General features: G+C 69.5%; 24 protein-coding genes. 14 read left to right on the top strand and 10 right to left on the bottom strand.

What is annotated here, in order from left to right:
* Positions 1 to 76 precede the first annotated feature (76 nt).
* Positions 77 to 511: a hypothetical protein gene (locus ACX1D3_RS13955; RefSeq protein ID WP_458994423.1), complete on the bottom strand. Its 435-nt coding sequence runs from the start codon at positions 509 to 511 to the stop codon at positions 77 to 79.
* A gap of 206 nt (positions 512 to 717) precedes the next feature.
* Entirely contained in the window at positions 718 to 2,178 is a 1,461-nt protein-coding gene (locus ACX1D3_RS13950) for a GuaB1 family IMP dehydrogenase-related protein (RefSeq protein ID WP_458994422.1), read from the bottom strand.
* Positions 2,179 to 2,495: 317 nt separating this feature from the next.
* Here ACX1D3_RS13950 and ACX1D3_RS13945 point away from each other — a divergent pair, with 317 nt between their 5' ends.
* The 3 genes from ACX1D3_RS13945 (at position 2,496) to ACX1D3_RS13935 (ending at position 5,086) form a co-directional block, all read left to right on the top strand.
* Entirely contained in the window at positions 2,496 to 3,569 is a 1,074-nt protein-coding gene (locus ACX1D3_RS13945) for a glycosyltransferase family 2 protein (protein WP_458994421.1), read from the top strand.
* 1 nt (position 3,570) lies between these two features.
* Positions 3,571 to 3,912, top strand: a complete 342-nt coding sequence (locus tag ACX1D3_RS13940; protein ID WP_458994420.1) for a hypothetical protein — start codon at positions 3,571 to 3,573, stop codon at positions 3,910 to 3,912.
* Positions 3,913 to 4,105: 193 nt separating this feature from the next.
* Positions 4,106 to 5,086, top strand: a complete 981-nt coding sequence (locus ACX1D3_RS13935; RefSeq protein ID WP_458994419.1) for a pirin family protein — start codon at positions 4,106 to 4,108, stop codon at positions 5,084 to 5,086.
* Here ACX1D3_RS13935 and ACX1D3_RS13930 read toward each other — a convergent pair whose 3' ends face one another.
* The 5 genes from ACX1D3_RS13930 to ctaE form a co-directional block, all read right to left on the bottom strand.
* Positions 5,087 to 6,085: a hypothetical protein gene (locus ACX1D3_RS13930; RefSeq protein WP_458994418.1), complete on the bottom strand. Its 999-nt coding sequence runs from the start codon at positions 6,083 to 6,085 to the stop codon at positions 5,087 to 5,089.
* A gap of 476 nt (positions 6,086 to 6,561) precedes the next feature.
* Complete coding sequence (qcrB, locus tag ACX1D3_RS13925; RefSeq protein WP_458994417.1) at positions 6,562 to 8,346, bottom strand: cytochrome bc1 complex cytochrome b subunit; 1,785 nt, start codon at positions 8,344 to 8,346, stop codon at positions 6,562 to 6,564.
* A complete protein-coding gene (qcrA, locus tag ACX1D3_RS13920) occupies positions 8,346 to 9,410 on the bottom strand; it encodes a cytochrome bc1 complex Rieske iron-sulfur subunit (RefSeq protein ID WP_458994416.1) in 1,065 nt (354 codons plus the stop codon). The genes qcrB and qcrA overlap by 1 nt, the downstream gene beginning before the upstream one ends.
* Complete coding sequence (gene qcrC / locus ACX1D3_RS13915) at positions 9,407 to 10,207, bottom strand: cytochrome bc1 complex diheme cytochrome c subunit (protein ID WP_458994415.1); 801 nt, start codon at positions 10,205 to 10,207, stop codon at positions 9,407 to 9,409. The genes qcrA and qcrC overlap by 4 nt, the downstream gene beginning before the upstream one ends.
* Positions 10,208 to 10,228: 21 nt before the next feature.
* Positions 10,229 to 10,933, bottom strand: a complete 705-nt coding sequence (ctaE, locus tag ACX1D3_RS13910; protein ID WP_458994414.1) for an aa3-type cytochrome oxidase subunit III — start codon at positions 10,931 to 10,933, stop codon at positions 10,229 to 10,231.
* A 99-nt stretch (positions 10,934 to 11,032) separates the two neighbouring features.
* On the opposite strand from ctaE, the gene ACX1D3_RS13905 reads away from it, so the two are divergent.
* The 4 genes from ACX1D3_RS13905 to ACX1D3_RS13890 all read left to right on the top strand — a co-directional run bounded on the left by ACX1D3_RS13905 (position 11,033) and on the right by ACX1D3_RS13890 (position 14,898).
* Positions 11,033 to 11,998, top strand: a complete 966-nt coding sequence (locus tag ACX1D3_RS13905) for a cytochrome c oxidase assembly protein (RefSeq protein ID WP_458994413.1) — start codon at positions 11,033 to 11,035, stop codon at positions 11,996 to 11,998.
* A gap of 4 nt (positions 11,999 to 12,002) precedes the next feature.
* A complete protein-coding gene (locus ACX1D3_RS13900) occupies positions 12,003 to 12,410 on the top strand; it encodes a response regulator (protein ID WP_458994412.1) in 408 nt (135 codons plus the stop codon).
* A complete protein-coding gene (gene trpD, locus ACX1D3_RS13895; RefSeq protein WP_458994411.1) occupies positions 12,410 to 13,459 on the top strand; it encodes an anthranilate phosphoribosyltransferase in 1,050 nt (349 codons plus the stop codon). The genes ACX1D3_RS13900 and trpD overlap by 1 nt, the downstream gene beginning before the upstream one ends.
* 380 nt (positions 13,460 to 13,839) lie before the next feature.
* A complete protein-coding gene (locus ACX1D3_RS13890) occupies positions 13,840 to 14,898 on the top strand; it encodes an IS110 family RNA-guided transposase (RefSeq protein ID WP_458994410.1) in 1,059 nt (352 codons plus the stop codon).
* Positions 14,899 to 14,949: 51 nt separating this feature from the next.
* Here ACX1D3_RS13890 and ACX1D3_RS13885 read toward each other — a convergent pair whose 3' ends face one another.
* Entirely contained in the window at positions 14,950 to 15,600 is a 651-nt protein-coding gene (locus tag ACX1D3_RS13885) for an A24 family peptidase (protein WP_458994409.1), read from the bottom strand.
* A gap of 116 nt (positions 15,601 to 15,716) precedes the next feature.
* On the opposite strand from ACX1D3_RS13885, the gene ACX1D3_RS13880 reads away from it, so the two are divergent.
* From ACX1D3_RS13880 to ACX1D3_RS13870, 3 genes are all read left to right on the top strand, one after another.
* A complete protein-coding gene (locus tag ACX1D3_RS13880) occupies positions 15,717 to 15,887 on the top strand; it encodes a CsbD family protein (protein ID WP_458994408.1) in 171 nt (56 codons plus the stop codon).
* Positions 15,888 to 15,992: 105 nt separating this feature from the next.
* Positions 15,993 to 17,099 carry a YihY/virulence factor BrkB family protein gene (locus ACX1D3_RS13875; RefSeq protein ID WP_458994407.1) on the top strand — a complete coding sequence of 369 codons (1,107 nt, stop codon included), beginning with the start codon at positions 15,993 to 15,995 and terminating at the stop codon, positions 17,097 to 17,099.
* Positions 17,100 to 17,480: 381 nt separating this feature from the next.
* Positions 17,481 to 19,028, top strand: coding sequence for an asparagine synthase-related protein (locus tag ACX1D3_RS13870; RefSeq protein ID WP_458994406.1), 1,548 nt, complete (start codon positions 17,481 to 17,483; stop codon positions 19,026 to 19,028).
* Here the strand turns inward: ACX1D3_RS13870 and ACX1D3_RS13865 are convergent.
* Both ACX1D3_RS13865 and ACX1D3_RS13860 read right to left on the bottom strand, forming a co-directional pair.
* On the bottom strand, positions 18,970 to 19,779 hold the full coding sequence (locus ACX1D3_RS13865) for a GAF and ANTAR domain-containing protein (protein ID WP_458994405.1): 810 nt from the start codon (positions 19,777 to 19,779) through the stop codon (positions 18,970 to 18,972). The two genes, ACX1D3_RS13870 and ACX1D3_RS13865, sit on opposite strands and share 59 nt — an antisense overlap.
* Before the next feature lie 114 nt (positions 19,780 to 19,893).
* A complete protein-coding gene (locus ACX1D3_RS13860) occupies positions 19,894 to 20,391 on the bottom strand; it encodes a YciE/YciF ferroxidase family protein (RefSeq protein ID WP_458994404.1) in 498 nt (165 codons plus the stop codon).
* A 312-nt stretch (positions 20,392 to 20,703) separates the two neighbouring features.
* Here ACX1D3_RS13860 and ACX1D3_RS13855 point away from each other — a divergent pair, with 312 nt between their 5' ends.
* The 4 genes from ACX1D3_RS13855 (at position 20,704) to ACX1D3_RS13840 (ending at position 24,541) form a co-directional block, all read left to right on the top strand.
* On the top strand, positions 20,704 to 21,507 hold the full coding sequence (locus tag ACX1D3_RS13855; protein ID WP_458994403.1) for a hypothetical protein: 804 nt from the start codon (positions 20,704 to 20,706) through the stop codon (positions 21,505 to 21,507).
* The gene (locus ACX1D3_RS13850) at positions 21,504 to 22,043 is read left to right on the top strand and encodes a phage holin family protein (protein WP_458994402.1); all 540 of its coding nucleotides are present in this window, start codon (positions 21,504 to 21,506) and stop codon (positions 22,041 to 22,043) included. The genes ACX1D3_RS13855 and ACX1D3_RS13850 overlap by 4 nt, the downstream gene beginning before the upstream one ends.
* A complete protein-coding gene (locus ACX1D3_RS13845) occupies positions 22,043 to 22,657 on the top strand; it encodes a DUF3618 domain-containing protein (protein ID WP_458994401.1) in 615 nt (204 codons plus the stop codon). The genes ACX1D3_RS13850 and ACX1D3_RS13845 overlap by 1 nt, the downstream gene beginning before the upstream one ends.
* 672 nt (positions 22,658 to 23,329) lie before the next feature.
* On the top strand, positions 23,330 to 24,541 hold the full coding sequence (locus ACX1D3_RS13840; RefSeq protein ID WP_458994400.1) for a winged helix-turn-helix domain-containing protein: 1,212 nt from the start codon (positions 23,330 to 23,332) through the stop codon (positions 24,539 to 24,541).
* The last annotated feature ends 10 nt before the right edge of the window (positions 24,542 to 24,551 follow it).

Here is a 24,551-nt window from a genome sequence, read left to right as displayed (position 1 = left end):
AATGCGCCCAGACGTGCAGGAGGGGCTGACCTGATGGTCAGCCCCTCCTCGTCATTGGCTGGTCTTCAGTTCAGCCTCAGGAGGGAGTAACGCAGAAGTTGGGATCGTCGCAACCTGCAGCGCTGTTGAACTGCGGCACATCGACCTCACCGCTGAACTGCGTGATGTTGCCACCGCAGTTGATGGTGGCTTCGACCATGACATTTGCCGACATGTTGTAGGTGTTGCAGAGCACAAGCGGGGTGTTGCCATCCGCAGGGTGCGAACCGCTGAACAGGGTGCGGCCCTGACCGGTCGCCTCCCAAACTTTGGTGATCGTGCCAGAGCAGGCACCCGGGTCACAGTTGTCGCCCGCGATCTTGAAGACGATCTTGTAGGAGTTCTCGTTCGCCTTCTTGCAGGACTTGTCGCCGTCAATGACAGGCTCCGGCACGCAACGGCTGGCTGCGAATGCGGGCGCGGCGCCGGCGATGGCGACGGCGGGCACCGACCAGGCGATGCCCTTGGTCACGGTGCGGCGATTGATAGGAGCGGCTGGGTCAAAAGCCATGGTGGTTTCCCCTCTAAACCGGCACGTGTGCGCCGAGGCGTATGGTCTAGCACACCTTAACACCTGAGAAGGTCGTGAGAGAATACAGGTCCGTGTCGGACAACACCCTTTGCGCCAGTGAGGACTGGCCGATGGTGAACCGTTCCGACGAGCCCGCCCTGTGAGGCTCACCAGCTCTGATCGAGCGGGCGACCCTCCTCGTAGCCGGACCCGGACTGCACGCCGACGACGGCGCGCTCCGCGAACTCGTCGAGGCTCCGTGCGCCCGCGTAGGTGCACGACGATCGCACGCCTGAGGTGATCCAGTCGATCAGGTCCTCGACGCCCGGCCTGCGCGGATCCAGGTACATCCGAGACGAGGAGATGCCCTCTTCGAACATCGCGGCCCGGGCGCGGTCGAACGCCGACTGCTCCCGCGTCCGCTGGCGCACGGCGCGCGCGGACGCCATGCCGAACGACTCCTTGTAGGCGCGGCCCTGGTTGTCCGTGAGCTGGTCGCCAGTGGACTCATGGGTGCCCGCGAACCAGGAGCCGATCATCACCGAGCCGGCGCCGGCGGCGAGCGCGAGGGCGACGTCGCGGGGGTGGCGGACCCCGCCGTCGGCCCAGACGGACTTCCCGCGCTCCTTCGCAGCCGCCGAGCACTCCAGCACGGCCGAGAACTGCGGGCGCCCCACCCCGGTCTGCATGCGCGTGGTGCACATGGCTCCCGGCCCGACGCCTACCTTGAGGATGTCCGCGCCGGCGTCGATGAGGTCGTCGCAGCCCTCCGTCGTCACCACGTTGCCGCCGACGATGAGGACGCGGCGGCCAGTCTCGGCCTCGAACACGTCACGGACGTCGCGCGCGATGCTGAGCGCGGAGATCATCTTCTCCTGATGCCCGTGGGCGGTGTCCATGACGATGACGTCCGCGCGGCCCTCCAGGGCGGCGCGGACCTTGGCCTGGATGTCGCCGTTGATCCCCACCGCGACACCCGCGCGCAGCCGCCCCTCGTGGTCGACGGCGGGGGAGTAGATGGCAGTGCGCAGCGCGCCCTTCGGCGTCATCAGGCCGACGAGCCGCTCGTCGGCGTCGACGGCCACCGCCACCTTCTGATGCTGCTCGCTCAGCACTGCGAACACCTGCGCCGGCGTCGTGTCCGCCGACACGCGGGTGACGTCGCTGGTCATGATGTCCTTGGCCTGCGCGAACCGGTCTGAGTCCACCGCGTCCTGCGGCGTGACCAGCCCGATCACGCGCCGGTCCTTGTCCACCACCACCGCAACCCCGTGCGCCCGCTTGCCGATCAGGCTCAGCGTCTCGCCGACGGTGGTGGTGGGGGAGACGGTGACGGCCGTCTCGAAGACCGGGTGCGCGGCCTTGACCTTGTCGATCGACCGGGCCACCACGTCGCTGGGGATGTCCTGCGGGAAGATCGCCAGCCCGCCTCGGCGGGCCATGGTCTCGGCCATGCGCCGCCCGGAGACGGCCGTCATGTTCGCCGCCACGAGCGGGGTGGGGGTGGCGAGGCCGTCGGTGGACGTGAGGTCCACGTCGAGCCGGGAGCTGACCCCCGAGCGGGAGGGGACCATGAAGACGTCGCTGTAGGTCAGGTCGTAGCTGGGGTCGCCGTGAAGGAATCGCACAGCGTGTCAGTCTACCCGCCCCAGCGCGCGCCGGACCCAGCCTCGGCCCCCTCGCATTCCTGTGCACGCCTCGCGTCGGAAGTGGCGCCCGGTGCCGCATGCGGCCACGAGGGGCGGCAGGGGCGGCGTTTCGTGCACGGCCGCGACGACGGCCCCCACCGGCCCCAGGCCCTGCCGCGACACCAACGCACGTAAGTCAACTAACCTCTGGCCAGACTTCTCCCGATCCGGTCCCCTCGACGTGCCCCGACGCGTCCGCGTCCGGCAAGCTGTCCGTCGGCACGCGACGTGCCCTCTGACAGACGGAGCCCCCCACCGTGCCGGACAGCACCCTCACCGCGACACCCCTGCACCCGATCGCCCAGATGGCGCTCGGGCTCACCGTCATCATCCCCGCCTACAACGAGGAAGCATCGGTGGGTGAGACCGTCCGCAGCGTGCTCACCCAGACGTGCCCTCCGGGCCGGGTGATCGTCGTCGACGACGGCTCCACCGACCGCACCGGCGAGGTCGCTGAGGCGGCGGGCGCCGAGGTGATGCGCCCCGAACGCAACACCGGGTCGAAGGCCGGCGCACAGAACCTGGCCCTCACCTTCGTCGAGACGCGCTACACCATGGCCATCGACGCCGACACCACGCTCGCCCCCGACGCCATCGAGAAGCTGCTGGCGCCCCTCGCCGACGAGGACGTCGCGGCGGCCTGCGGCTTCGTGCTGCCGCGTCACGTCGGCACCCTCTGGGAGCGCGGCCGCTACGTGGAATACCTGATGGCGTTTACGTTCTACAAGCCCATCCAGGACTACTACGGCAAGCCGATGATCTCGTCGGGCTGCTTCTCCGCCTACGACACGGTCAAGCTCAAGGCAGCCGGTGGCTGGTCCGAGCGCACGAGGGCCGAGGACATGGACCTCACCTGGACCTTCTACACCCAGGGTCACAAGGTCCGGTTCATCCCCGAGGCGGTCTGCTACCCGATCGAGCCCCACGACTTCGGCTTCATGGGCAAGCAGCTCAAGCGTTGGTCTCACGGGTTCGTGCAGAACGTGCGGCTCCACTGGACCGACATCCTGCCGATGCCGCTGCTGCGCACCATCGTCGGCGTCTCGATGTGGGACGCGGTGATCGCCTCGATGGTGTACCTGGTGGCGCTGCCGCTGCTGGCCATCATCTTCCAGAACCCCTGGCTGCTGTTGGCTTACGTCTTCGACCTGCCTGCGCTTCTGGTGCCGGTGCTGGCGAAGGGTTGGGCGAGGGGCGAGCTCTGGCGGGCCCTGGCGTCGGTGCCCAGCTTCTTCGTGCTGCGCACGGTCAACGCGGTCTACATGCTGGAGGCGATCGTGACCGAGGTCGTGCTCCGGAAGCCCCTGCTGGTCTACGAGAAGGGTCACTGACATGAACAGCGCCGGGCTCCCGGGCACTGGCCTGGGCGGGTTCCTCTACCTCCTGCTCGCCTTCACGATGCCGTTCCACGAGCTGTACCTCACGGTCCGCGGCCGGAGCAGCTGGGCCAGGTGGAGGGTGGTCGCCAAGCAGTTCGCGATCGCCGCCGGCATCCTGGCCGGCGTCGAGGCGTCGTTCCTGCTGTTGGCGCGCGCAGGGGTGCTGCCGCAGGTGGCGACGGGCACGTTCCTGGTCACGCCGCTGCTGCTGACCCTTGGCATGCTGCTCGGGGTGCTGGGCGTGCTGTGGGTGTGGGCGCTCGCCGTCCGCCTCAGGAAGCCCCGCCTGAGCTGAGCGCCGCTTCGGGCCCCCACTCAACCCGGGCGACCCGCCTTCCTGTGCACGACACGCCGTCGCACCCGCCCCTCGGAGCCCCATAGGGCCCTGAGCACCGGGCGAGGCGGCGATTCGTGCACGGGTCACCGCGACGACACCGCCACCGCGACACCGGCGGCTACCGTTGGGCACATCCGCACGAAGGAGTGTCATGAGCAACGTCGAAGCCTCCCCGCAGTTCGTCGACTGCGAGCACCACAACCACCCGCCGACGGAGGTCCAGCACCTGGCGCCCAAGCTGGTCGCGCTCGGCGAGGGAGCCGACGCGATGACCGTCCGACGCACCCTTCCGCAGCTCGAGCGCTCCTTCGTCGGCGCCTGGTGCTTCGCCGACCACTACGGCCCCAACCTCGTCGAGGCCACCGGCGGCATGGACGTCGCCCCCCACCCGCACACCTCCCTGCAGACCGTCAGCTGGCTGTTCGACGGCGAGATCGAGCACCGCGACTCCGGCGGCGTGCACGACCTCGTCCGCCCCGGCGAGGTCAACCTCATGACGTCCGGCCACGGGATCTCCCACTCGGAGGTCACCACCAGGCAGACCGGCTACCTGCACGGCGTCCAGCTGTGGGTGGTGCTGCCCGAGCACGCCAAGGACGCCCAGCGCGGCTTCCAGCACCACCGGCCCGACGTCGTCGACATCCCCGGCGGGACGGCGAGAGTGATGGTGGGGGAACTCGCGGGGGCGTCGTCGCCGATCACCACCGAGACCGGGCTGCTGGGCGCGGAGCTCATCCTCCGGCCGGGCGCGGAGTGGGAGTTCGAGGTGGACCCCGGCTTCGAGCACGGGCTGCTGGTGGACATCGGCGCGGTCGAGATGGACGGAGTGCTGATCGAGAAGGACGCCATGGGCGTCCGCGACGCCGGTCTCGGCCACCTGCGACTCCGCAACCCCACAGACCGCGACGCCCGCCTCATGCTGCTTGGCGGCGAGCCGTTCGAGGAGGGGATCGTGATGTGGTGGAACTTCATCGGCCGCAGCCACGAGGAGATCGTCGAGCTCCGCGAGGCGTGGCAGGCCGGCGACGAACGCTTCGGCGACGTCGAAGGCTACAGGGGAGCGACGAGGCGGCTCGCCGCCCCGCCCCTGCCGACGGCGAGGCTCAAGCCCCGCTTCCGCCGGCGTCGCTGACTAGCCTGCGGCCGAGGACGGCTGGTGGACCTCTTCGCACACCGTCGCGCTCTTTGCATCCCGTATACGGGATGCAAAGCGCTCTGCGGTATGCGAAGAGACCCCAGCCGCGCGCCGCGCTGTGTCGAGCCCCGTCTGGATGAGGTGCGCCAGCCTTCCCTTCACGCGCAGGTCGTCCCAGGTCCATCGGGCGACGATGTAGCCGTGTGCGCGCAGACCGTCCTCGCGACGCTTCTCCTTCATGAGCGCAGCCGTCGGGTCTGGGCCTGACATGTCGATGCCGTACTTGACGGCGCCGTCGAACTCGCCGATGAGTCCGAACTTGGGCCACAGGTAGTCCACGCGGACGTCCTCGTCCCAGGATTTCAACTCAACCTGCAGCTCGGGACGAGGCAGGCCGCCCTCGTGGATGAGCAATCGGCTCAGCGACTCTCCGGGGCTCTCCGAACGGGCATCCAGGAAGCCTGCCGCGAATCGTGCCCTCCGGAGCCCGGGACGGTGGACAGCACGGTGCAGCTGAGTTGAGATCTGGTCTGTGAGCTCCTCCGCTGAGGCTGCCGCGCGAAGTGCCGCGTCTCCGGTGGCGATCGCCCAACCGAGCGGCTCGTGCCGTCCGAGATCGACGACGGTGCGCGCGACCGTCGTGACCGGGAGTTCGCCGACGAGCTGGACCTCGTCGGGCCTGAGCGGACAAGCGTAGACATGCACCCCGGGATCGGCTCGGCCGCCCCCTCGGCGGCTTCGCGTCACGTGAACCGAGTCCATGGCCGCCCGCCTGACCGGGAGCCCGTGCAGCCAAGCCGCAGTCGCGTGGCTCAGGACGGCCTCCGGGCTGCAGGCATCCTTGGTGGCCAGGATGACTTGGCGCGTCTTGTCGTCGGCCCCGCTGTAGTAGCCGCGACGGAGTCGATTCAGCTCTCCGGTGCGCATCGCTGTGCTGAGGTTGTGTGCTGTCCAGCCGAGCTGGTCGAGCTCGGCGCGTGTGATGAGTTCCTGCACGGGCCCATAGTCGTGAACGGGTTCGTGGTTCTCGCGGACGCGAGGGGTGGTGTGGACAGCTTCGCGCCCCTGGAGATTCTTCTGTGGATTGCGGGAAGGGCCGCTCCCACCCTGGGGCCTCGAACAACTCTGCACACTCCGTCGCAGCGGGCCGGGCTGGCCTCTTCGCATACCTGACGACGGTTGGTGGCGTACTTCGCACAGCGTTGCCGTCTTTGCATCCCGTATACGGGATGCAAAGCGGGCCGCCGTGTGCGAAGAAGTGCCAACAGGGTCGCACGGTATGCGAAGAGGCGTCGACGGGGGCGCACGGTATGCGAAGAGGCGTCGACAGGGTCGCACGGTATGCGAAGAGGCGTCGACGGGGGCGCACGGTATGCGAAGAGGTGCCGACGGCGAGACTCAAGCCCCCTTCCGCCGCCGCACAACGCACGGAGGGCGCCGTCCGCAGACGACGCCCTCCGACCCACCAATCCTTAGTGGTGCAATCCCGCCTTATCAGCCCCGGCGCCGACACCGGCCTCAGAGCCGTGACGCGGCCCGTCCAGCTCGTGGCCGTCCACGCCGTCGACGCCGTCGCCGTTGAGCGAATGCCCGTGCCCATGCGAGCCGTGGGCGCCGTGGTGCGACGCCGCCGCCAGCTCACCGGCCGTGGGCTTGGCGATGTCGTGACCGAGGTACCACCGCGACAGCCGCGCCCGCAGCTTCGACACCCCGCCCTTGCGGCGAACGCCCGCGGCGTCCGTGTCGGAGCCCACCTCCAGCGGCTTGTGCTGCAGGTGCTGGGTGAGCAGGAACTGCTCGTCGTGCGGCAGCGCGACGTGCGCCTCCGAGTAGCCGCCGGCGGGGGAGCGGACGATGACGCCGTCCTCCGAGCCGTGCAGGGCCCGCTCACGGTCCGCCCGCTGGAGGCTGAGGCAGATCCGCTTGGTGACGATGAACGCGATCACCGGCGCCACGAACACCGCGACCCTCATGACCACGGTGATGGCGTTGAGGTCCAGCGAGAAGCGGGTGGCGATGATGTCGTTGCCGCCGGCCAGCCAGAACATGGCGTAGGACGCCATCCCCGCGACACCGAGCGCCGTGCGGGTGGGCTGGTTGCGCGGACGGTCCAGCAGGTGGTGTTCGCGCTTGTCGCCGGTCAGCCACGCCTCGATGAACGGCCAGAGTCCCAGCGCGGTGAACAGCACGCCCATCAGCCCGACGCCGGGCAGGAACACGCTCCACGTCCAGGTGGTGCTGCCGAAGTGCCATTCCATGGCCGGGATGATGCGGATGGCGCCCTCGACCCAGCCCATGTACCAGTCGGGCTGCGAGCCGGCGGTGACCTTCGCCGGGTCGTACGGGCCGTAGACCCACACCGGGTTGATCTGGAACAGGCCGCCCATGAGCACCAGGAAGCCGAACACGATGAAGAAGAAGCCGCCCATGTGGGAGATGTAGACGGGGAACATCGGGTATCCGACCACGTTGTTCTCGGTGCGGCCGGGGCCGGGGAACTGGCCGTGCTTGTGGTAGACCATCAGCGCCATGTGGGCCGAGATCAGGCCGAGCAGGATGCCGGGCACGAGCAGGATGTGCACCATGTAGAGCCGCGGGATGAGGATGCTGCCCGGGAACTCGCCGCCGAAGACGAAGAACTCCGCCCAGGTGCCCACGATCGGGATGGACCGGATCAGGCCGTCGACGAACCGGAGGCCGGTGCCCGAGAGCAGGTCGTCGGGCAGGGAGTAGCCCGCGAAGCCGGCGATGAGGGACAGCGAGAGCAGGCCGACGCCGATCAGCCAGTTGACCTCACGCGGCTTGCGGAACGCGCCGGTGAAGAACACGCGCAGCATGTGCACGGTGGCTGCGGCCACGAACAGCAGCGCCGCCCAGTGGTGGATCTGGCGCACGAGCAGGCCGCCGCGCACGTCGAACGAGATGTGCAGCGTGGAGGCGAACGCCTCCGACACCGGCAGACCCTTGAGGAGCTGGTAGGAGCCGTCGTACTCGATCTCCGCCATCGACGGCACGAACCAGATGGTGAGGAACACGCCGGTCAGCAGCAGCACGATGAACGAGAACAGGGCGATCTCGCCGAGCATGAAGGACCAGTGGTCCGGGAACACCTTGCGCAGCAGGACGCCGCTGAGCTTCGACAGGCCGACGCGGTCGTCGGCCCAGCGGACGCCGCCGGGGACCGTCGGGTTGCTCGTGGGAGCGGCCTTCGCTTCGACCGCCGGCGACGACGGGGCGACAGTGGTGGGATCTGCCATTACTGGTCACCATCCTGGAAGTCGTTCCTCGAGTCACGCTCGAAGTAGCTGGGGCCGACGGGGACAGTGAAGTCCCCCTGGGCGACGAGGTAGCCGTCGGCGTTGACCTTGATGGCCAGCTGCGGCAGGGCGCGGGCCGCCGGCCCGAACACCACGACGCCGCTGTTGCCGAGGTCGAACGTGGACTGGTGGCACGGGCAGAGCAGGTGGTGCGTCTGGCGTTCCCACAGCGAGATGGGGCAGCCCACGTGGGTGCAGATCTTGGAGTAGGCGAGGATGCCTGAGACCTGCCAGTCCTTGCGCGACTCCGGGATCTTGATGGAGTTGGGGTCCATGCGCACGAGGATGAGCGACGACTTGGCCTTGGCCTGGTGCGCCTCCACCCCGTGCAGGTCCCGCAGCGTGGCGGGCTGGGCGTTGACCAGCTGGCCCACCTCGAGCATCTCGGGGCGGATCGGCAGCCAGTTCTCGTCGTTGAGGATGAGCACGTCCTCGGCCCAGATGGTCTGCTCGATGGTCTCGGCGCGCACCGCCCTGGTGGGGTGCGGGCCCATGTCGGCGAGCAGGATGATGTTGGGCACCACAGCCATGCCGACGGCGCCACCGAGGGCGCCGAGGATGAGCTTGCGACGACGGACGCCGGACTGTTCGACGCCGTCCTCCCAGCCCTGCATCATGGCCCCGATCTGCTCGGGGCTCGAGGACGCCGAGTGCCGCATCTCGACCATCTCGCGGTCGTCCATGATGAGCTTGGCCCACTGGATGACCGAGACGCCGATCAGCACGGCGGACAGGCCGCCGGTGAGGCCGAAGCCCACGTTCTGCGCGTTGGCCGTGAGGATGCCGAAGTCGATGTACATGTCGCGCGGGACGGCGAAGTAGATGACCACGAACGCGATGGCCAGCAGCGGCACCGCGCCGAGCATCATCAGGATGCCGCGGTAGGCGCGGTCACCCGCGGCCTTGTCGACGTCGACGTACCGGGGCACCTCCTCCTCGAGCCCGGGGTTGGCGACGCTGTGCCCCAGATCGGGGTCCTTCACCGGCAGATTGTCGTAACTCATCGGGCCCGGGCCCCCTTCTTCGCGATCCAGGTGGCGACGATGGCCAGGCCACCGATGCCGAGAACGAAGGCCCAGAAGCCCTCGGACACGGGGCCGGCGTCGCCCATGGTCAGTCCGCCGTAGTTGGGCTGGGAGTGCGACTCCTCCAGGAAGCCGACGATCTCACGGACGCTCTGGTCCGGCATCACGTCCTTGGAGAAGGTGGGCATCTGCTGGGGGCCGGAGCGCATGGCCTCGTAGATGTGGACCGGGGCGGTCTCCACCAGCGAGGGGGCGTACTTGCCGTTGGGCATCGCGCCGCCGCCGCCGACGATGCCGTGGCAGGCGGAGCAGTTGGCGCGGAAGAGCGCCCCGCCACGGGCGATCTCCTCCTCGGTCAGGCCCTCGGGGGAGTACTGGTCCTCGGTGGGGATGGCGGGCCCGGCGCCGAGCGTGGCCACGTAGGCCGCGACAGCCTCGATCTGCTCCTGGGTGTAGTTGACCTGGCGGGCGGGCAGCTGCGCCTCCTCGCGGGCGGCGGGCATGCGCCCGGTGCCCATCTGGAAGTCGACGGAGGCGGCGCCGACGCCGATCAGCGACGGCCCCTGCGAGGTGCCCTCGCCGCCGAGGCCGTGACAGGACGAGCAGGTGAGGTCGAACAGGGCCTTGCCCTCCTCGATCTGCTGCGTCATCTCGGTCTCCGCGGACGAACGCTGGGGGCTGACGACGCTGTAGCTGAGCCCGACGACGAGGAGGGCCAAGATCAGCAGCAAGGGACGCGCAACCGCATGCCGCCTGAGGTTGGTCAGAAACTTCACGGTGTCTCCAGGTCTATTCGGTCAGCGGAGGAAGTAGAGGACGCCGAAGAGCAGGATCCAGATGACGTCGACGAAGTGCCAGTAGTAGGACACGACGTGGGCGCCGACGGTCTGCTCGTGGGTGTGGGTCTGCGTCATGTAGGAGCGCGCCAGGACGAACCAGAAGGCGATGATGCCGCCCAGCACGTGGAGGCCGTGGAATCCGGTGGCGAGGAAGAACACGGACCAGTACTGGTTGGTGGAGATGGTGAAGCCCTCGCCGAAGAGGGTGAAGTACTCCCACACCTGGCCGGCGATGAAGACCGAGCCCATGATCGCGGTGACGATGAAGCCCTGCCGCATGCCCCACTTCAGCGGGTTCAGCCAGGAGCCGGTGACGCGGCCGGCCTCGGCGGCGTTGGCGGCGAGCTGGCAGGTGACCGACGACATCACCAGGATGGCCGTGTTGATGGCCGCGAAGGTGATGTCCAGGTGCGCGGAGTTGGTCTCCCACATCGACGGCACCCCGGCGGCGGCCGCGGCGTCGTTGGTGATGTTGCGGATCCAGAAGTAGGCGGCGAACAGGGCCGCGAAGAACATCAGCTCGCTGGCCAGCCACACGATCACCCCGACGGAGACCGTGTCCGGCCTCCCCATGGGCTTGTTGAGCCGCGCGGAGGGGATCGGATGGATCGCGCCCGTCGGCAACTGCGTCGGTGCGGTGAGGGTGTCATGATTCGTCGCCACGGGGTCATTATTGCGGTAAAACCCGTTGAGGTCACGCCGCCGACCGGAATAAGGCCACCCCCCTCGTAACCGGCGGGAGGGGCGTGCCATAATCCGCCCATGTTTCCCCGGGTTCTGGCCGCTTTTCCGATGCACGCCAAGCCCGACGACGACATCGTCCCGCTGGTCGGGATCCGCTATCTCACGGCCTGGGAGTTCCCGCCGCTGCCCGTGGTCGCGCTGTTGCTGGTGGGCGGACTCTACCTGTGGGGGGTGCGGGTGCTGCGCCGTCGGGGGGACCGGTGGCCGGTGATGCGGACGGTGTCCTTCGTCGGCCTCGGGCTCGGCACGCTGGCGGTGGCGCTGTTCAGCTTCCTCGGCGTCTACGACACGGTGCTGTTCCACGTCCACATGATCCAGCACATGCTGCTCAACATGATCGCCCCCGTGTTCCTCGTGTTCGGCGCGCCCGCCACCCTGGCGCTGCGCACGCTGCCCAAGAAGCAGCGCGGCTGGCTGCTGGCGGTACTGCACTCGCGGGTGGCCAAGGTGCTGCTCTTCCCGCCGCTCACCACTGCGCTCATGGTGGCCAGCCCCTTTGTGCTCTACATGAGCGGCTGGTACGAGATCACCCTCCAGAACGATTTCTGGCACGACTTCCTGCACGTCTATCTGGTCACCGTCGGATGCCTGTTCTTCTTCCCGCTGCTGGGCGTGGATCCGGTGCCCATCAAGATGCCCTATCCCATCCGCATCCTCCTGTTCCTGCTCACCATGCCGTTCCACGCGTTCCTCGGCGTGACGATCATGGGCTCGACGCGGCTGATCGCGGAGGAGTGGTACCTGTCGTTCGAGCGCTCGTGGGGCCTCTCGCCGATGGAGGACCAGTCCTGGGCGGGCGGGCTGATGTGGGCCACGGGCGACCTCACCATGTTCGCCGCCATGATCACGATCTTCGTCCAGTGGATCCAGGACTCCAACCGCGAGGCGAAGCGGGTGGACAGGGCGCTGGACCGCGAGGAGGCCCAGCGCGCCAGGCAGGCGGGTCTTGGCTACGATGACGGGAAAGACAACGCGAAGGAATGACCTCATGAGCGAAGCCACCGTGAAGGTGCTGGTGTTCTCCGACGACCGCACCGTCCGCCAACAGGTCCGGTTGGCGCTGGGCAGCCGCGTCGCGCGGGACCTGCCCGAGATCGAGATCCTCGAGGTGGCCACGCAGGGCGCGCTGCTGCGCACGCTCGACGCCGGCACGGACTACGCGCTGATGATCTTCGACGGCAACGCCCAGCCGTCGGGCGGCTTCGGCCTGGCGCACCAGGTGAAGGAGGAGTACGCCGACTGCCCTCCGGTGATGCTGCTCGTCTCGCGTGAGGCAGACGCCTGGCTGGCCTCCTGGTCCCGCGCCGAGGCCGTGGCGCCCTTCCCGATCGATCCGGTCACCCTGCCCGTGCAGGCCGCCAACCTCATCCGCGCCCGGCTGGCGCAGGTGGGCTGATGTCGGGCTACACCTGGCCGGACATCCTCACTGGCCTGGTGCGGCGCGAGGGCCTCGAGGCCACCGCCGCCACCTGGGCGCTCAACGAGATCTTCGCGGGCCGCGCCTCTGACGTGCAGATCGCGGCGATGCTCACCGCGCTGCGCGCCAAGGGCGAGTCCGAGGACGAGATCTCCGGGCTCGCGGACGCGATGCTCGCCAACGCGCTGCCCATCGCGCTGGACCCTGACGCGGTGGACATCGTCGGCACCGGCGGGGACCGCGCCAACACCGTCAACATCTCGACGATGGCCGCCATCGTCGCGGCCGGCGCCGGCGCCAAGGTGGTCAAGCACGGGTCGCGGGCTGCGTCGTCGATGGCCGGCACGGCGGACACTCTCGAGGCGCTGGGCGTGAAGATCGACGTGGAGCCGGCCGTCCAGGCCGCGATCCTCGACGAGGTGGGCCTGGTGTTCCTGTTCGCGCAGAAGTACCACCCGGCCATGAAGAACGTGGCGGGGGTGCGCAAGGCGCTGGGCATCCAGACCACCTTCAACTTCCTCGGCCCCCTGGCCAACCCGGCTCGCCCCCGGGCGATGGCGCTGGGCGTGGCCAACGACGACGTGGCGCCGGTCATCGCGCGCGTGCTCGCCGAGCGCGGCACCCGGGGCATGGTGTTCCGCGGGTTCGACGGCCTCGACGAGCTGACCACCACGTCGGAGTCCGACGTGTGGATGATCGCCGAGGGCCGCGTGCACCGCACCGTGCTCAACCCTGAGGACCTGGGGCTGGAGCCCGCAGCGCCTCACGACCTGCACGGCGGGGACGCGCCGCACAACGCCCAGGTGGCCCGCGACATGCTGGCCGGCACGCCCGGCCCCGTCCGCGACATCGTCGCCCTCAACGCCGCCGCCGCCCTCCTCGCCTACCGGGGGATCTCGACGGTGCTCCCGCTGGTGGACCAGATGCGCGAACCCCTGCGCGCCGCCCAGGAGGCCATCGACAGCGGCGCCGCGGCGTCGACGCTGGACCGCTGGGTCGCCGCGACGAACCGGCCGATCCCCGCCTGACGCGGCACCCCGGGGCGGCGCCTCACGCCGTCCACACCGCCGCGACCACGGGGCCCAGCCACAGCGCCGGCCCAGCCCGCTGGCTGAGGTGCGAGGAGCGAAGCGACGAGCCTCGAAGCTGTGAGTCTGGTGTCACCACCTCATTGGTGGTGTTGTTGGGATCGACGGTCGCGTCGTGACTCTCCTCGAAGCTGGCCCTCCGGGTGCCTTGGTCAGGACATGTCCGGCGTGAGCGTCGACCCCGACCCGAGCAGAAACCAGTGGCCTGATTCAGGAGCTTGACCAACCAGCGTCAGCAGCGCCGGTTGTGTCCCATCACAGTTGTGCCTAGTCCCTGCCCGGATCGGAACCCGATGGTTGACGTCCATGGAAGGGGACGCATGTCCAGTGTGAAGAATCTCCGCGAGCTTGTCGACCTCGTGATCGGGGTCGACACCCACGAGCAGTTCCACGTCGCCGCGGCCGTTGACGCGGTCACCGGCGGGGTGCTCGACACGATCAAGACCCCGGCCGACCCGGCCGGCTATCAGCAGCTCATCGACTGGGCCCACACCCGTCCCGGCCGGCGCGGGTGGGCCATCGAGGGCACCAACAGCCACGGCATCGGCCTGACCCGCGCCCTGGCCGGCGAACTGGTGGTCGAGGTCGACCGACCAGAGCGGATCAAGCGCCGCAACGGCGCAAAGTCCGACTCCATCGACGCGGTCCGGGCAGCCCGGGACGCGTTGGGCCGGGACTCCCTGTCCACCCCGCGGGCGGTCACCGGTGACCGTGCCGCGCTCCAGGTCCTTGTCACCAGCAGACACCTGACGATCACGCAGGCCACCGACACCGAACGCCAACTCCGCTCGATGGTGCTCACCGCCCCCGACGAGCTCCGGTCACGGTTCACCGGCCGCAAGACCGCCCCGATGGTCACCCAGGCCCTGAAACTACGACCCCACACCAATGACGACCCCCTGACCGGGATCCTGATGCCGGTACTGAAGGAACTCGCACAGCGGGCCCGGTCGCTGCGGCTCTACGCCAAGGCCCTGCAACGGCAGATCCTCGACATCGTCAGGAAGTGGCGCCCTGACCTGCTCGACCTCAACGGCGTCGGACCGATCGTCGCGGCGAGCCTGCTGCTGGTGTGGTCCCATCCCGGACGCGTCCACTCCGAGGCCGCATTCGCGATGCTCTCCGGAACCGCCCCCATCCCGGCCACCAGCGGCACACAACAGACCAGACACCGCCTTAACCGCTCCGGCGACCGCCACCTCAACCAGGCCATCCACACCATCATCCTCTGCAGACAACGCAACGACCCAGCCACCAAGGCCTACATCGAACGCCGCACCGCTGAAGGCCGAACCAAGCGAGAGATCCGCCGCTGCCTCAAACGATACGTCGCCCGCCAGACCTTCAGAATCCTCGAAAAAGGGGTTGACAAAACATAGGAGCGTCCTCAGAAACGTTCCTTGTCAGAGTTCGTTCGGGAGCGTCGGCGCTCACGCCATCCAGGCCGTCCACGCCGCCGCGACCACGGGGCCCAGCCACAGCGCCGGGCCGTACGGGAAGTACGAAGGCCGCCCGGGGTCACGCCGCGCCCACAGCGCGTGGCCGACGGCGTGCACCGCGCCCAGCGCCGTCCCCAGGAACAGCGACAGCCCCCACATCGACGCCCCCGCCTGCCCCGCGACACCACCGATCAGCACGGCCAGCCGCACATCGCCGAAGCCGAGCCCGGGGGAGAGGCGCCACGCCAGGTACAGCAGCGCGAACGCGCCCGCCGCCCCGGCGACGGCGCCCAGCGCGGCCCACCCGTCGATCACCGCCAGCACGACGAGCCCGGCCCCCATCGCCGCGACACCCACGTAGTTGAGCATCCGCGGCAGGAACGTGGTCCTCAGGTCGACGTAGGCCATCGCCCCTCCGATGGCCAGGTAGGGCACCCACAGCCACCAGTGCCGCTCCGGCACCAGCCACAGCACCTGAGCGGCGACGAACGCCGCCAGCCCCACCCCCGCCACCGTCCGCCGCGACACCAGCGTCCGGAAGTCCGGGGCCTCGGGGTCGTCGTCGATCCGCACCCGAGGCACCAGCAGGCCCATGACGACGGCGGCCGTCACCGCCACCCCCAGCGCCGCGATCCACACCATGCCTGGACCCTAGTGGGCGCCCCGTCCCCCGCACGCCACGAATGTGCGCCCAGGATGTTTGGGAAGGCCCCGTCCCGGGTACATCACTCGTAGCTACCTACCCAACAGGAGGAATCATGGGAGCCGACGACAAGTTCAGCAACGCTGCTCAGGAAGCGGCCGGCAAGGTCAAGGAAGGCCTCGGCAAGGTGACCGACAACGAGCGCCTCGAGGCCGAGGGCAAGGCCGACCAGGTGGAGGCCGACGTCAAGCAGGCCGGCGAGAAGATCAAGGACGTCTTCAAGTAGTCCACCCCTGCACCACGACGGCGGCGGCCGGTCACTGAGTTGGCCGGCCGTCGCCGCGTCCCCAGCCCACAACCCCGCCAGATCCGCACCCAGGAAGGACCCGCCATGCCCACATCCGAGGGTTCCGAGCCCGAATCGGTCGAGCAGACCCGCGACAAGGCCGCCACCGCGCCCCACCCGGAGGATCCACGGAAGCCAGACTCGCCGTCGGACCTGCGCCGGCCGTCCTGGACGTACGCCATGAAGCGGGCCTTCTCCGAGTTCTCCAAGGACCACGTGACGGACCTGGCGGCGAGCCTCACCTATTTCGCGGTGTTGTCGCTGTTCCCGATGCTGCTGGCGCTCGTGTCGCTGCTGGGCGTGTTCGGGCAGGGCGAGCAGACGGTCCGCGGCATCAACCGGCTGATCGAGACCCACGCCCCCACCGAGCTGGCGGAACTGCTCGGCGACACCATCACCGGCCTCGCGACCCAGGGCGGCGCGGGTCTCGCGCTCGTCACGGGCCTGGCGGGCGCGCTGTGGGCCGCCTCCGGCTATGTGGGCGCCTTCTCGCGCGCGATGAACCGCATCTACGAGGTGGAGGAGGGTCGCCCGTTCTGGAAGCACAAGCCGCAGATGCTGCTGGTCACCGTCATGCTGGTGGTGATCCTGGCGGTGATCGTCTTCGCGTTGGTGCTCTCGGGCGACATCGCGCGGGCCGTCGGTGACCTGATCGGCCTGGGGGAGACCGCGGTGCTGGTGTGGGACATCGCGAAATGGCCAGTGGTCGTCGCGCTGGCGGTGCTGGCCATCGCCCTGCTCTACTACTTCACCCCCAATGTGAAGCAGCCGAAGTTCCGCTGGATCAGCCTCGGGGCCGGGGTGGCCCTGATCGCGGCCGCGCTCGCCACCGTCGGCTTCACCATCTACGTGGCCAACTTCGCCTCCTACAACGCCACCTACGGGATCATCGGCTCGGTCATCGTGCTGCTGCTGGGCCTGTGGATCATCAACACGGTGCTGCTGTTCGGGGCCGAGGTGGACGCGGAGATCGAGCGGGGCAGGCAGCTCCTGGGCGGGATCGAGGCGGAGGAGACCATCAAGCTGCCCCCGCGCGACACCCGGGCCGCCGAAAAGCTCGCCGACAAGCACGGTGAGCTGGTCTCGCAGGGCCGCGACCTGCGGATCGAGCATGGGCGGGATCATTCCCGCGACGACCGTCAGGGATCCTGAGCCCGCCGGGCTCATCTTCCCTGGCGGCCCTCCGGGGGCTAGTGGTCATCACCGTTAGTTCGTCGGGGGATGGGTGGTTCAGGTGCGTGCAGTGCAAGGCCGGAGGAGTGAGGCGATGCGGGGGCATCGTTGATCGACGACAACGATGCAATGTGCGTGCCTGGGCCGGCTAGACCCTTGACGAACTAGCGGTGACGACCGCTAAGGTGCTCGGTGAGTCAAGAAGCCGGCTCGCTGCCTCGCGGCAGAGTGAGCGCTTCATGGACCCGCCGCTCCCCGCGTCGTCGTCTGGGGAGCCCTCGTGTGCCTCCCCTCCAGTGAGAGGTGAGAGCCGATGATGAACACAGATGCCGAGGCCCGGCGCACACATGAGGTGCGGCCATGAGCGGCCTCGCGGGAGCGGTGTCGCTGCTGCGGCGGCCGGATGTGGACGCCGTCGGGCGCATGCTGGACGCCCTTCAGGGCCGACGGTGGGGCCCCCGTCGGATCTGGAGGGACGGCCACGCGGTCCTCGGCTTCCGCTACTCCACCATCCCTGAAACCGACACCCTCCAGCCCGTGGTGGACGTGGACGCGGGGCTGGCCGTCGTCGTCGACGGCAGGCGCGCCAACCGCGTCGCCCTCCGCCAGGACCTGGCCCTCCCCAACGACGACGACGCCCACCTCATCGTGGCCGCGTACCGGCGCTGGGGGGAGGGCTTTGTGGACCATCTCGACGGCGAGTTCGCGCTGATGCTCGTCGACCACGCCCGGCGCACGGTGCTGCTGGCCCGCGACGCCCTGGGCGTGAAGCCGCTCTACATGGCGGAGACCGCCGACGGCGTGCTGGTGGCGTCCACGCTGCCGGCGCTGCTGGCCGGCGGGGGAGTGGACACCTCCATCGACGAGGAGGCGCTCCAGCACTACCTGGGCCACAGCTCCGTCGCCCCCGCGCCCCGCACCATCCTGCGGGGCGTGCGGAAGCTGCCCCCCGCGACGCTCCGCGTCCTGACGGCCGACGGCGCCAGGGACCGGGTGTACTGGCGGCCGGCCCCGCCCGACGAGGCGGTGCCGGACCAGGCGCCCCAGTACCGCTGGCGCGACGACGTGCACGACTCGCTCCTGTCCGCCATCCGGCGCCGCCTCCCGGGGTCCGGGCAGGTCTCCGTGCTGCTCTCGGGCGGGGTGGACTCAAGCCTGCTGGTGGCGTTGCTGTCCGACTGCCACCGGGGGGAGATCACCACGTTCAGCATCGGCTTCGACAGCGTGGACGGGGTGCAGGGCGACGAGTTCGAATACTCCCGCGTGGTGGCCAGGCGCTTCGGCACCACCCACCACTGCCTGCACGTGCCCACCTCGGACCTGGTGCCCGCCGTCACCCAGGCCGTGGAGGACATGCCGGAGCCGATGGCCGGACACGACGCGCCGGGGTTCCATCTGCTGGCCCGCCACGTGTCTGAGCACACCGACTCGGTGATGTGCGGGCACGGCGCGCAGGAGGTGCTGGCCTCGGGTCGCCGGCCGGAGCACACGGCCGCGGAGCTGGAGACCGTGGGCGACACCCTGACCATGACCGGCGCCTGGGGGGTGGAGGCCACGGCGCCGTTCCTGGACCGCACCCTGGTGAGGCTGGTAGCCCGTCACCGCCTCCACGAGCCGGGAGGGCCGAGCGTGCTCGAGCTCCTGGGACGGCACCTTCTGCCCGACGGCGTGGCGCACCGCCCCAAGCGGCACCTGCTGCTGCCCGCCCTCATGCAGCTGGACGGGCCGGTGCTCGCGCTCGTCCGCGACACCTTCTCCTCCGCGGGGGCCCGTAGCCGGGCGCTCCTTCAGCCCCAGGCGCTGGAGACCCTGCTGGAGGCGCAGCGCGGCGGCGCGCTGCCGGCCGGCGTCAACGCTCTGTGGCAGCTGGCCGTGTTGGAGATGTGGCTCCAGCACCACGGCGTCTGACCCGTGCCATGGGTAGCTCGCCGGTGGTGATGATCTGGTCCGCGATGGCCGACATCTTCAGGTTCATGTTCTGGCTGGTGAACCGCATGAGGTTGAGGGCGGCGTCGCGGCTGATCGAGTGGCGGCCCATCAGCACGCCCATGGCCATCGCGATCTCCCGGTTCGTGCGCAGCGCGTTCTCCAGCTGCTCGGCCCGCGACTGGCTGAGCGCGATCGAGGTGCCCATGGCGGCGAAGGTGGAGACCACGGCCGCCTCACCCGCGCTCTCCCTGTCCCGGAACGCGTCCTCGACGTCCGAGTACAGGTTGAGGCTGGCGATGGTGCGTTCCTCGTCCATGAGGTGCAGGGGCTGGGCGAAGATGCTGCGGACCCCCATGCTGCGGGCGGCGGCCGTGTATTCCGGCCAGCGGTCGTCGTGGTCCAGGTCGGGCACCATGAATGCGGTGTCGTGGCGAATGGCATCGAGGCATGGGCCGGATCCGACGGCATATTGAAGAAGGTCCAGTTTGAGGGAAAAATCGTCGCTGACCACAAGTGACTTGAATTCGTCGCCGTCCTGGAGAGTGATGGTGCCCCATTGCGCGCCGGCCATCTCGATGGCGGCGTCCACCAACGCATTGGCCATGGGCTTCTCGGCCGCGCGGAGGCGCTGCGCCATCAGGTCGAGTTGCGTGGCCACCTCGACGACGGAGAGGAATCCGTTGAAGTCGGATTCGTCATAGGTGGAATGATCTGCGACGTGTTCAGCCATTCGGTGCACCACTCCCGCTGAGGTCCCTCCCGGGCCGCGGCGGCCCGGATCTCTCAACCTTACCCACCGTGGAACGCCCGGGGCCACGATGCCCCGGGCGTTCCACGACGCGACTCAGGCCTTGCGGGCCGCCACGGCGTTGGCCTCGGTCTCGGCGATCTTCGTGAGGAGCTCGTCGGTGCGCGACTCCTCCTCCAGCGACTGGGTGAGGAGGTCGTAGCCGTCGCCCAGTCCCAGCATCTTGGCCCACCGTCGCAGGGTGCCGTAGCGGGTGATCTCGTAATGCTCCACGGCTTGGGCTGATGCAATCAGCGACGCGTCCGCCGCGGGGCTGCCGGCGTACTCCTCGAGGTGCTCGTCGCCCTCCTTCAGGATGCCGTCGATGGCGTCGCAGCGCTTGCTGGTGGGCTTGCGGTCGATGAGCGCGAACACCTGCTCGAGTCGGGCGACCTGCCCCTGCGTCTCCCCGAGGTGATGCTCGAACGCGGCCTTCAACTCGTCGGAGACGGCCGCCTCCTGCAGCTTGGGGAGCGTCTTGAGGATGTGGCGCTCGGCGTAGTACATGTCTCGCATGGTGGCGTAGAACAGCGCCTCCAGGTCCTTCTCGGCCATCTTCTCTGCCTTTCAACTCGTTCCCGACGGCGTGGCCCCGCCCCGTGCGGAGCTCGCCTTGGCCTTCCACGCTACGACGATTCGGCGCGTTGTCAATACTGGGCCGGCGCTGGGAAAGAAACTCGGGAACAAAGTGGAGCGGGATGTTTCAACTGCCGTGAAGTGGGTATCTTTTTCGACCCGATTGACGCCGACTGGGGGGTGAATTGAAATTGGCGCGTAGATGTTTGGATGCACGCGATTGTGGGTATTGGGGTGACGAGGGAGCAATCGCTCTCATCGCCAAGACCATCACACGTATGGAGGATCACCATGGCGTATCCGAACGAGTCATACACCTCGAACGTGCCCGCCGGCACGTATGTCTCTGACCCCGCCGGGGAGGGCTTCTCCGATTCCAGCGGGGACCGCGTCACGGATGTCGCGGCCAGGGCGCGCGACGAGGCCGCGGCCGTGACCGACACCGCGAAGGAGGCGGGCGGCCACGTGGTCGACACCGCCAAGCAGGAGGCCGGCGAGGTCCTCGAGGAGGCCAAGGTGCAGGGCCGTCGTCTTCTGGACGAGTCGATGTACGAGTTCCGCGCCCAGGCCGACACGGGGCAGAAGAAGGTGGCCGAGCTGGCCCGCTCGTTGAGCGGTGAGCTCCGGTCGATGGCCGAGGCGGACTCCGACGGCATGCTGGCCGAGTACGTGGACCGCGCGCAGCGGCTCAGCGACGAGGCGGCCCAATGGCTCGAGAGCCGTCAGTCCGACGAGGTGCTCGAGTCCGTCCGGCGCTACGCGGCGCGCAACCCGTGGCAGTTCCTGGCCATCTCGGCCGGCGTCGGCTTCATCGGCGCCCGCGTGTACCGCGGCCTGCACGACGCGAAGGCGGATCGGGTTGAGCCGGTTAGCCGTCGAGGCGAGGGGCAACCCATGCCGGCGACCAACCCCACCCCGCTCCTCCCGGACACCTACGCGGCCGGCTCCCTGGCCTCCGAGGCTCAGCTGCCCACGCCGTCGGGCGCTCCGCCCCGCGGCGAGGCTGCAGTGGGCATCGGCGGCGCCGAGCCGGAGAGCCGCTACGAGGGGCTGACGGTGGAGGGTGAGGATCCGTGGCGGGAGGGTCAGCGATGACCGCCCCCCACACCGACCCCGTCCCCACCGCGCGGGACCCGTACGGGATCCGTCCGGACCCGCACCTTGCCACCCCGCCCCCCGGCTTCAACGCCGACGAGGCGGAGAAGGAGGCGAGCTACGCCCGGTACCGCTCCGAGGAGCGCTCCCTGGGCGAGATCGCCACGGACCTGTTCGACAACGCCACCACCCTGATCCGTCAGGAGGTGGAGTTGGCCAAGGTCGAGGCCAAGCAGTCCGCGTCCAAGGCGGGCAAGGGTGCGGGCCTGATGGCCGGGGCCGGCGTGACCGCGCTGCTCGGCCTGATCGCCCTCACGCTCGGCATGTGGTGGGGCCTCGCGGTGCTCATGGGCACCAGGGAGGATCCCTCGCTGGGCTGGAGCGGCGTGGTCGTGGCCGTGATCTGGCTCGCCCTGGCCGCTGTCCTCGCCATGGCGGGGAAGAGCGAGTTCGCCAAGATGCGCGGCCTCCCGAAGACCGCCGAGACCGTCAAGAAGATCCCGAACGCTGCCGCTGGCAATGAGGAGAAGAACTGATGAGCACCAATCCGGAAGAGATCCGTCGCGACATCGAGCGCACGCGCGCCGAGCTCAGCGACAACGTCAACGCCCTGGGCGACAGCGCCAAGCCGAGCAACATCGTGCGTGAGCAGGTGGACCAGGTGAAGGAGGGCGTGCACTCCTTCAAGGAGCGCATCTTCGGCTCCGACACCAACCCCTACGACCACGGCGCCGTCGGCGCGGTGGGGGACAAGGCGGGCACCCTCGTCGAGGATGCCAGGGAGACGGTGGCCGGCGCGCCGCGCCAGGTCAAGGCCTCCACGCGCGGCAACCCCCTCGCGGCCGGCATGATCGCCGCAGGCCTCGGGGCGCTCATCGGCGGCCTTATCCCCGCGTCGCGGATGGAGAAGGAACGCGCCGAGCAGCTGAAGGTCGCGGCCGAGCCCGTCGTCGAGGAGATCAAGCAGATGGCGACGGAGGCGAAGGACAACCTCCAGCCCCTCGCGGAGGAGGTGGCGGGCAACCTCAAGGAGGTGGCCCAGGACGCCACCGAGCACGTGAAGGCGGACGCCCAGGTGGCCAAGGACGAGGTGTCGGGCCAGGCCCACTACTCGGCCGAGACGGTCAAGACGGACGTCACCGATCGCTGATCGCTGATCCAACCCGAACGCCCGGCGTGCACGTCACGCCGGGCGTTCGTGCTGCTCGGCCTCCATGGGCGCGCCCGCTGCGGTGTCGAAACGGCCTTGCGACCGGTGCAGGCACCGACCACGGCGTCGAGCGTCCGGCTTCGCATGGTTCGCTGGTTGAGCCCGCCGCGGCGCGAAGCGCCCGCTGCGGTGTCGAAACCCCCTGCGCCCGGCGCAGGCACCCGACCACGGCATCGAGCGTCCGGCTTCGCATGGTTCGCTGGTTGAGCCCGCCGCGGCGCGGAGCGCCCGCTGCGGTGTCGAAACCCCTTGCGCCCGGCGCAGGCACCCGACCACGGCATCGAGCGTCCGGCTTCGTATGGTTCGCTGGTTGAGCCCGCCGCGGCGCGGAGCGCCCGCTGCGGTGTCGAAACGCCTTGCGCCCGGCGCAGGCACCCGACCACGGCATCGAGCGTCCGGCTTCGCATGGTTCGCTGGTTGAGCCCGCCGCGGCGCGGAGCGCCCGCTGCGGTGTCGAAACCCCTTGCGCCCGGCGCAGGCACCCGACCACGGCATCGAGCGTCCGGCTTCGCATGGTTCGCTGGTTGAGCCCGCCGCGGCGCGAAGCGCCCGCTGCGGTGTCGAAACCCCCTGCGACCGGTGCAGGCACCCAACCACCAATACGCTGTCCCAATGCCGCGACACCTGAGCACAGCCGAAGCCAGACGCGTCGCCGTCGCCGCGCAGGGCCTGGGCGCCCCGCGCCCGAGCACCCCCACCACGGCCGCCGTGACCCGGGCCATCGCACGCATGGGCGTGCTCCAGATCGACTCGGTCAACGTGTTCGAGCGCTCCCACTACCTGCCGATCCTGGCGCGCGTGGGCCCGTACCCGAAGGCCACCCTCGACGCGCTCCTTCACCACGACCTCGGCACCACCCGCACGCCCCGCCTCGGCCGCTACACCGAGTACCTCGCCCATGAGGCCACCGTCGTTCCCGTGGCGGACTGGCCGCTGTGGCACTGGCACCGCGCGGCCCCGAGGCGCCCCGGGTTCGAACAGTGGGCCGACGAGCACAGGACTCTCGTCGCTGAGGTCCTCCACGAGTTCGCCCACCGCGGCCCTCTGCGCATCCGCGACCTCGACCATCCGGAGAACGTCTCCCTCGGTGGCGGCTGGTGGAACAAGAACGACGTGCACTGGGCGGCGCAGTACCTGTTCCGCACCGGCGATCTCGTCACCGTCGGCCGGCAGCGCTTCGAGCGCATCCTCGCCCCCGCGGACGTCCTCCCACCCGAGGCCCGCGAGCCCCTCCCCAAGCGCGACGCCGTCCGCGAGCTCATCCGCCGCGCCGCCGTCGCCTACGGGGTGGCCACCCTCGACGACCTGGCCGACTACCCGCGCCTCAAGACCGCCGACGCCCGGCAGGCCGTGGAGGAGCTCGAGGCCGACGGCGTGCTCGAGCCCGTGACCGTCGACGGGTGGGCGAAGCCGGCCTGGATGCCCGCCGGTCGGCGCGTCCCAAGGAGGGTCGAGGCGGCGGCGCTGCTCAGCCCGTTCGATCCGCTCATCTGGTACCGCCCTCGCGCGGAGCGGCTGTTCGACTTCCACTACCGCATCTCCATCTACACGCCCGCGGACCAGCGCGAGCACGGCTACTACGTGCTGCCGGTGCTGCTCGACGACCGGATCGCCGCCCGGGTGGACCTCAAGAGCGACCGCAAGGCCGGCGTCCTGCGCGTCCAGCATGCCCACGTCGAGCCCACCCACGAGGGCAGCGCCGACGACGTGGCGAGGCGAGTGGCCACGCTTCTGACGGAGGCCGCCGAGTGGCAGGGGCTGTCCGACGTTGCTGTCACCGGCCCCGGCACCCTCGCCCCCGCCCTGGCGAAGTTCCTTCCCTGAACCCCACCCG

It is taken from the genome of Tessaracoccus yangjingae (assembly GCF_054483935.1).
The sequence above is the reverse complement of the archived record's forward strand: the minus strand, read 5'-3'. Positions and strand labels throughout refer to the sequence as shown.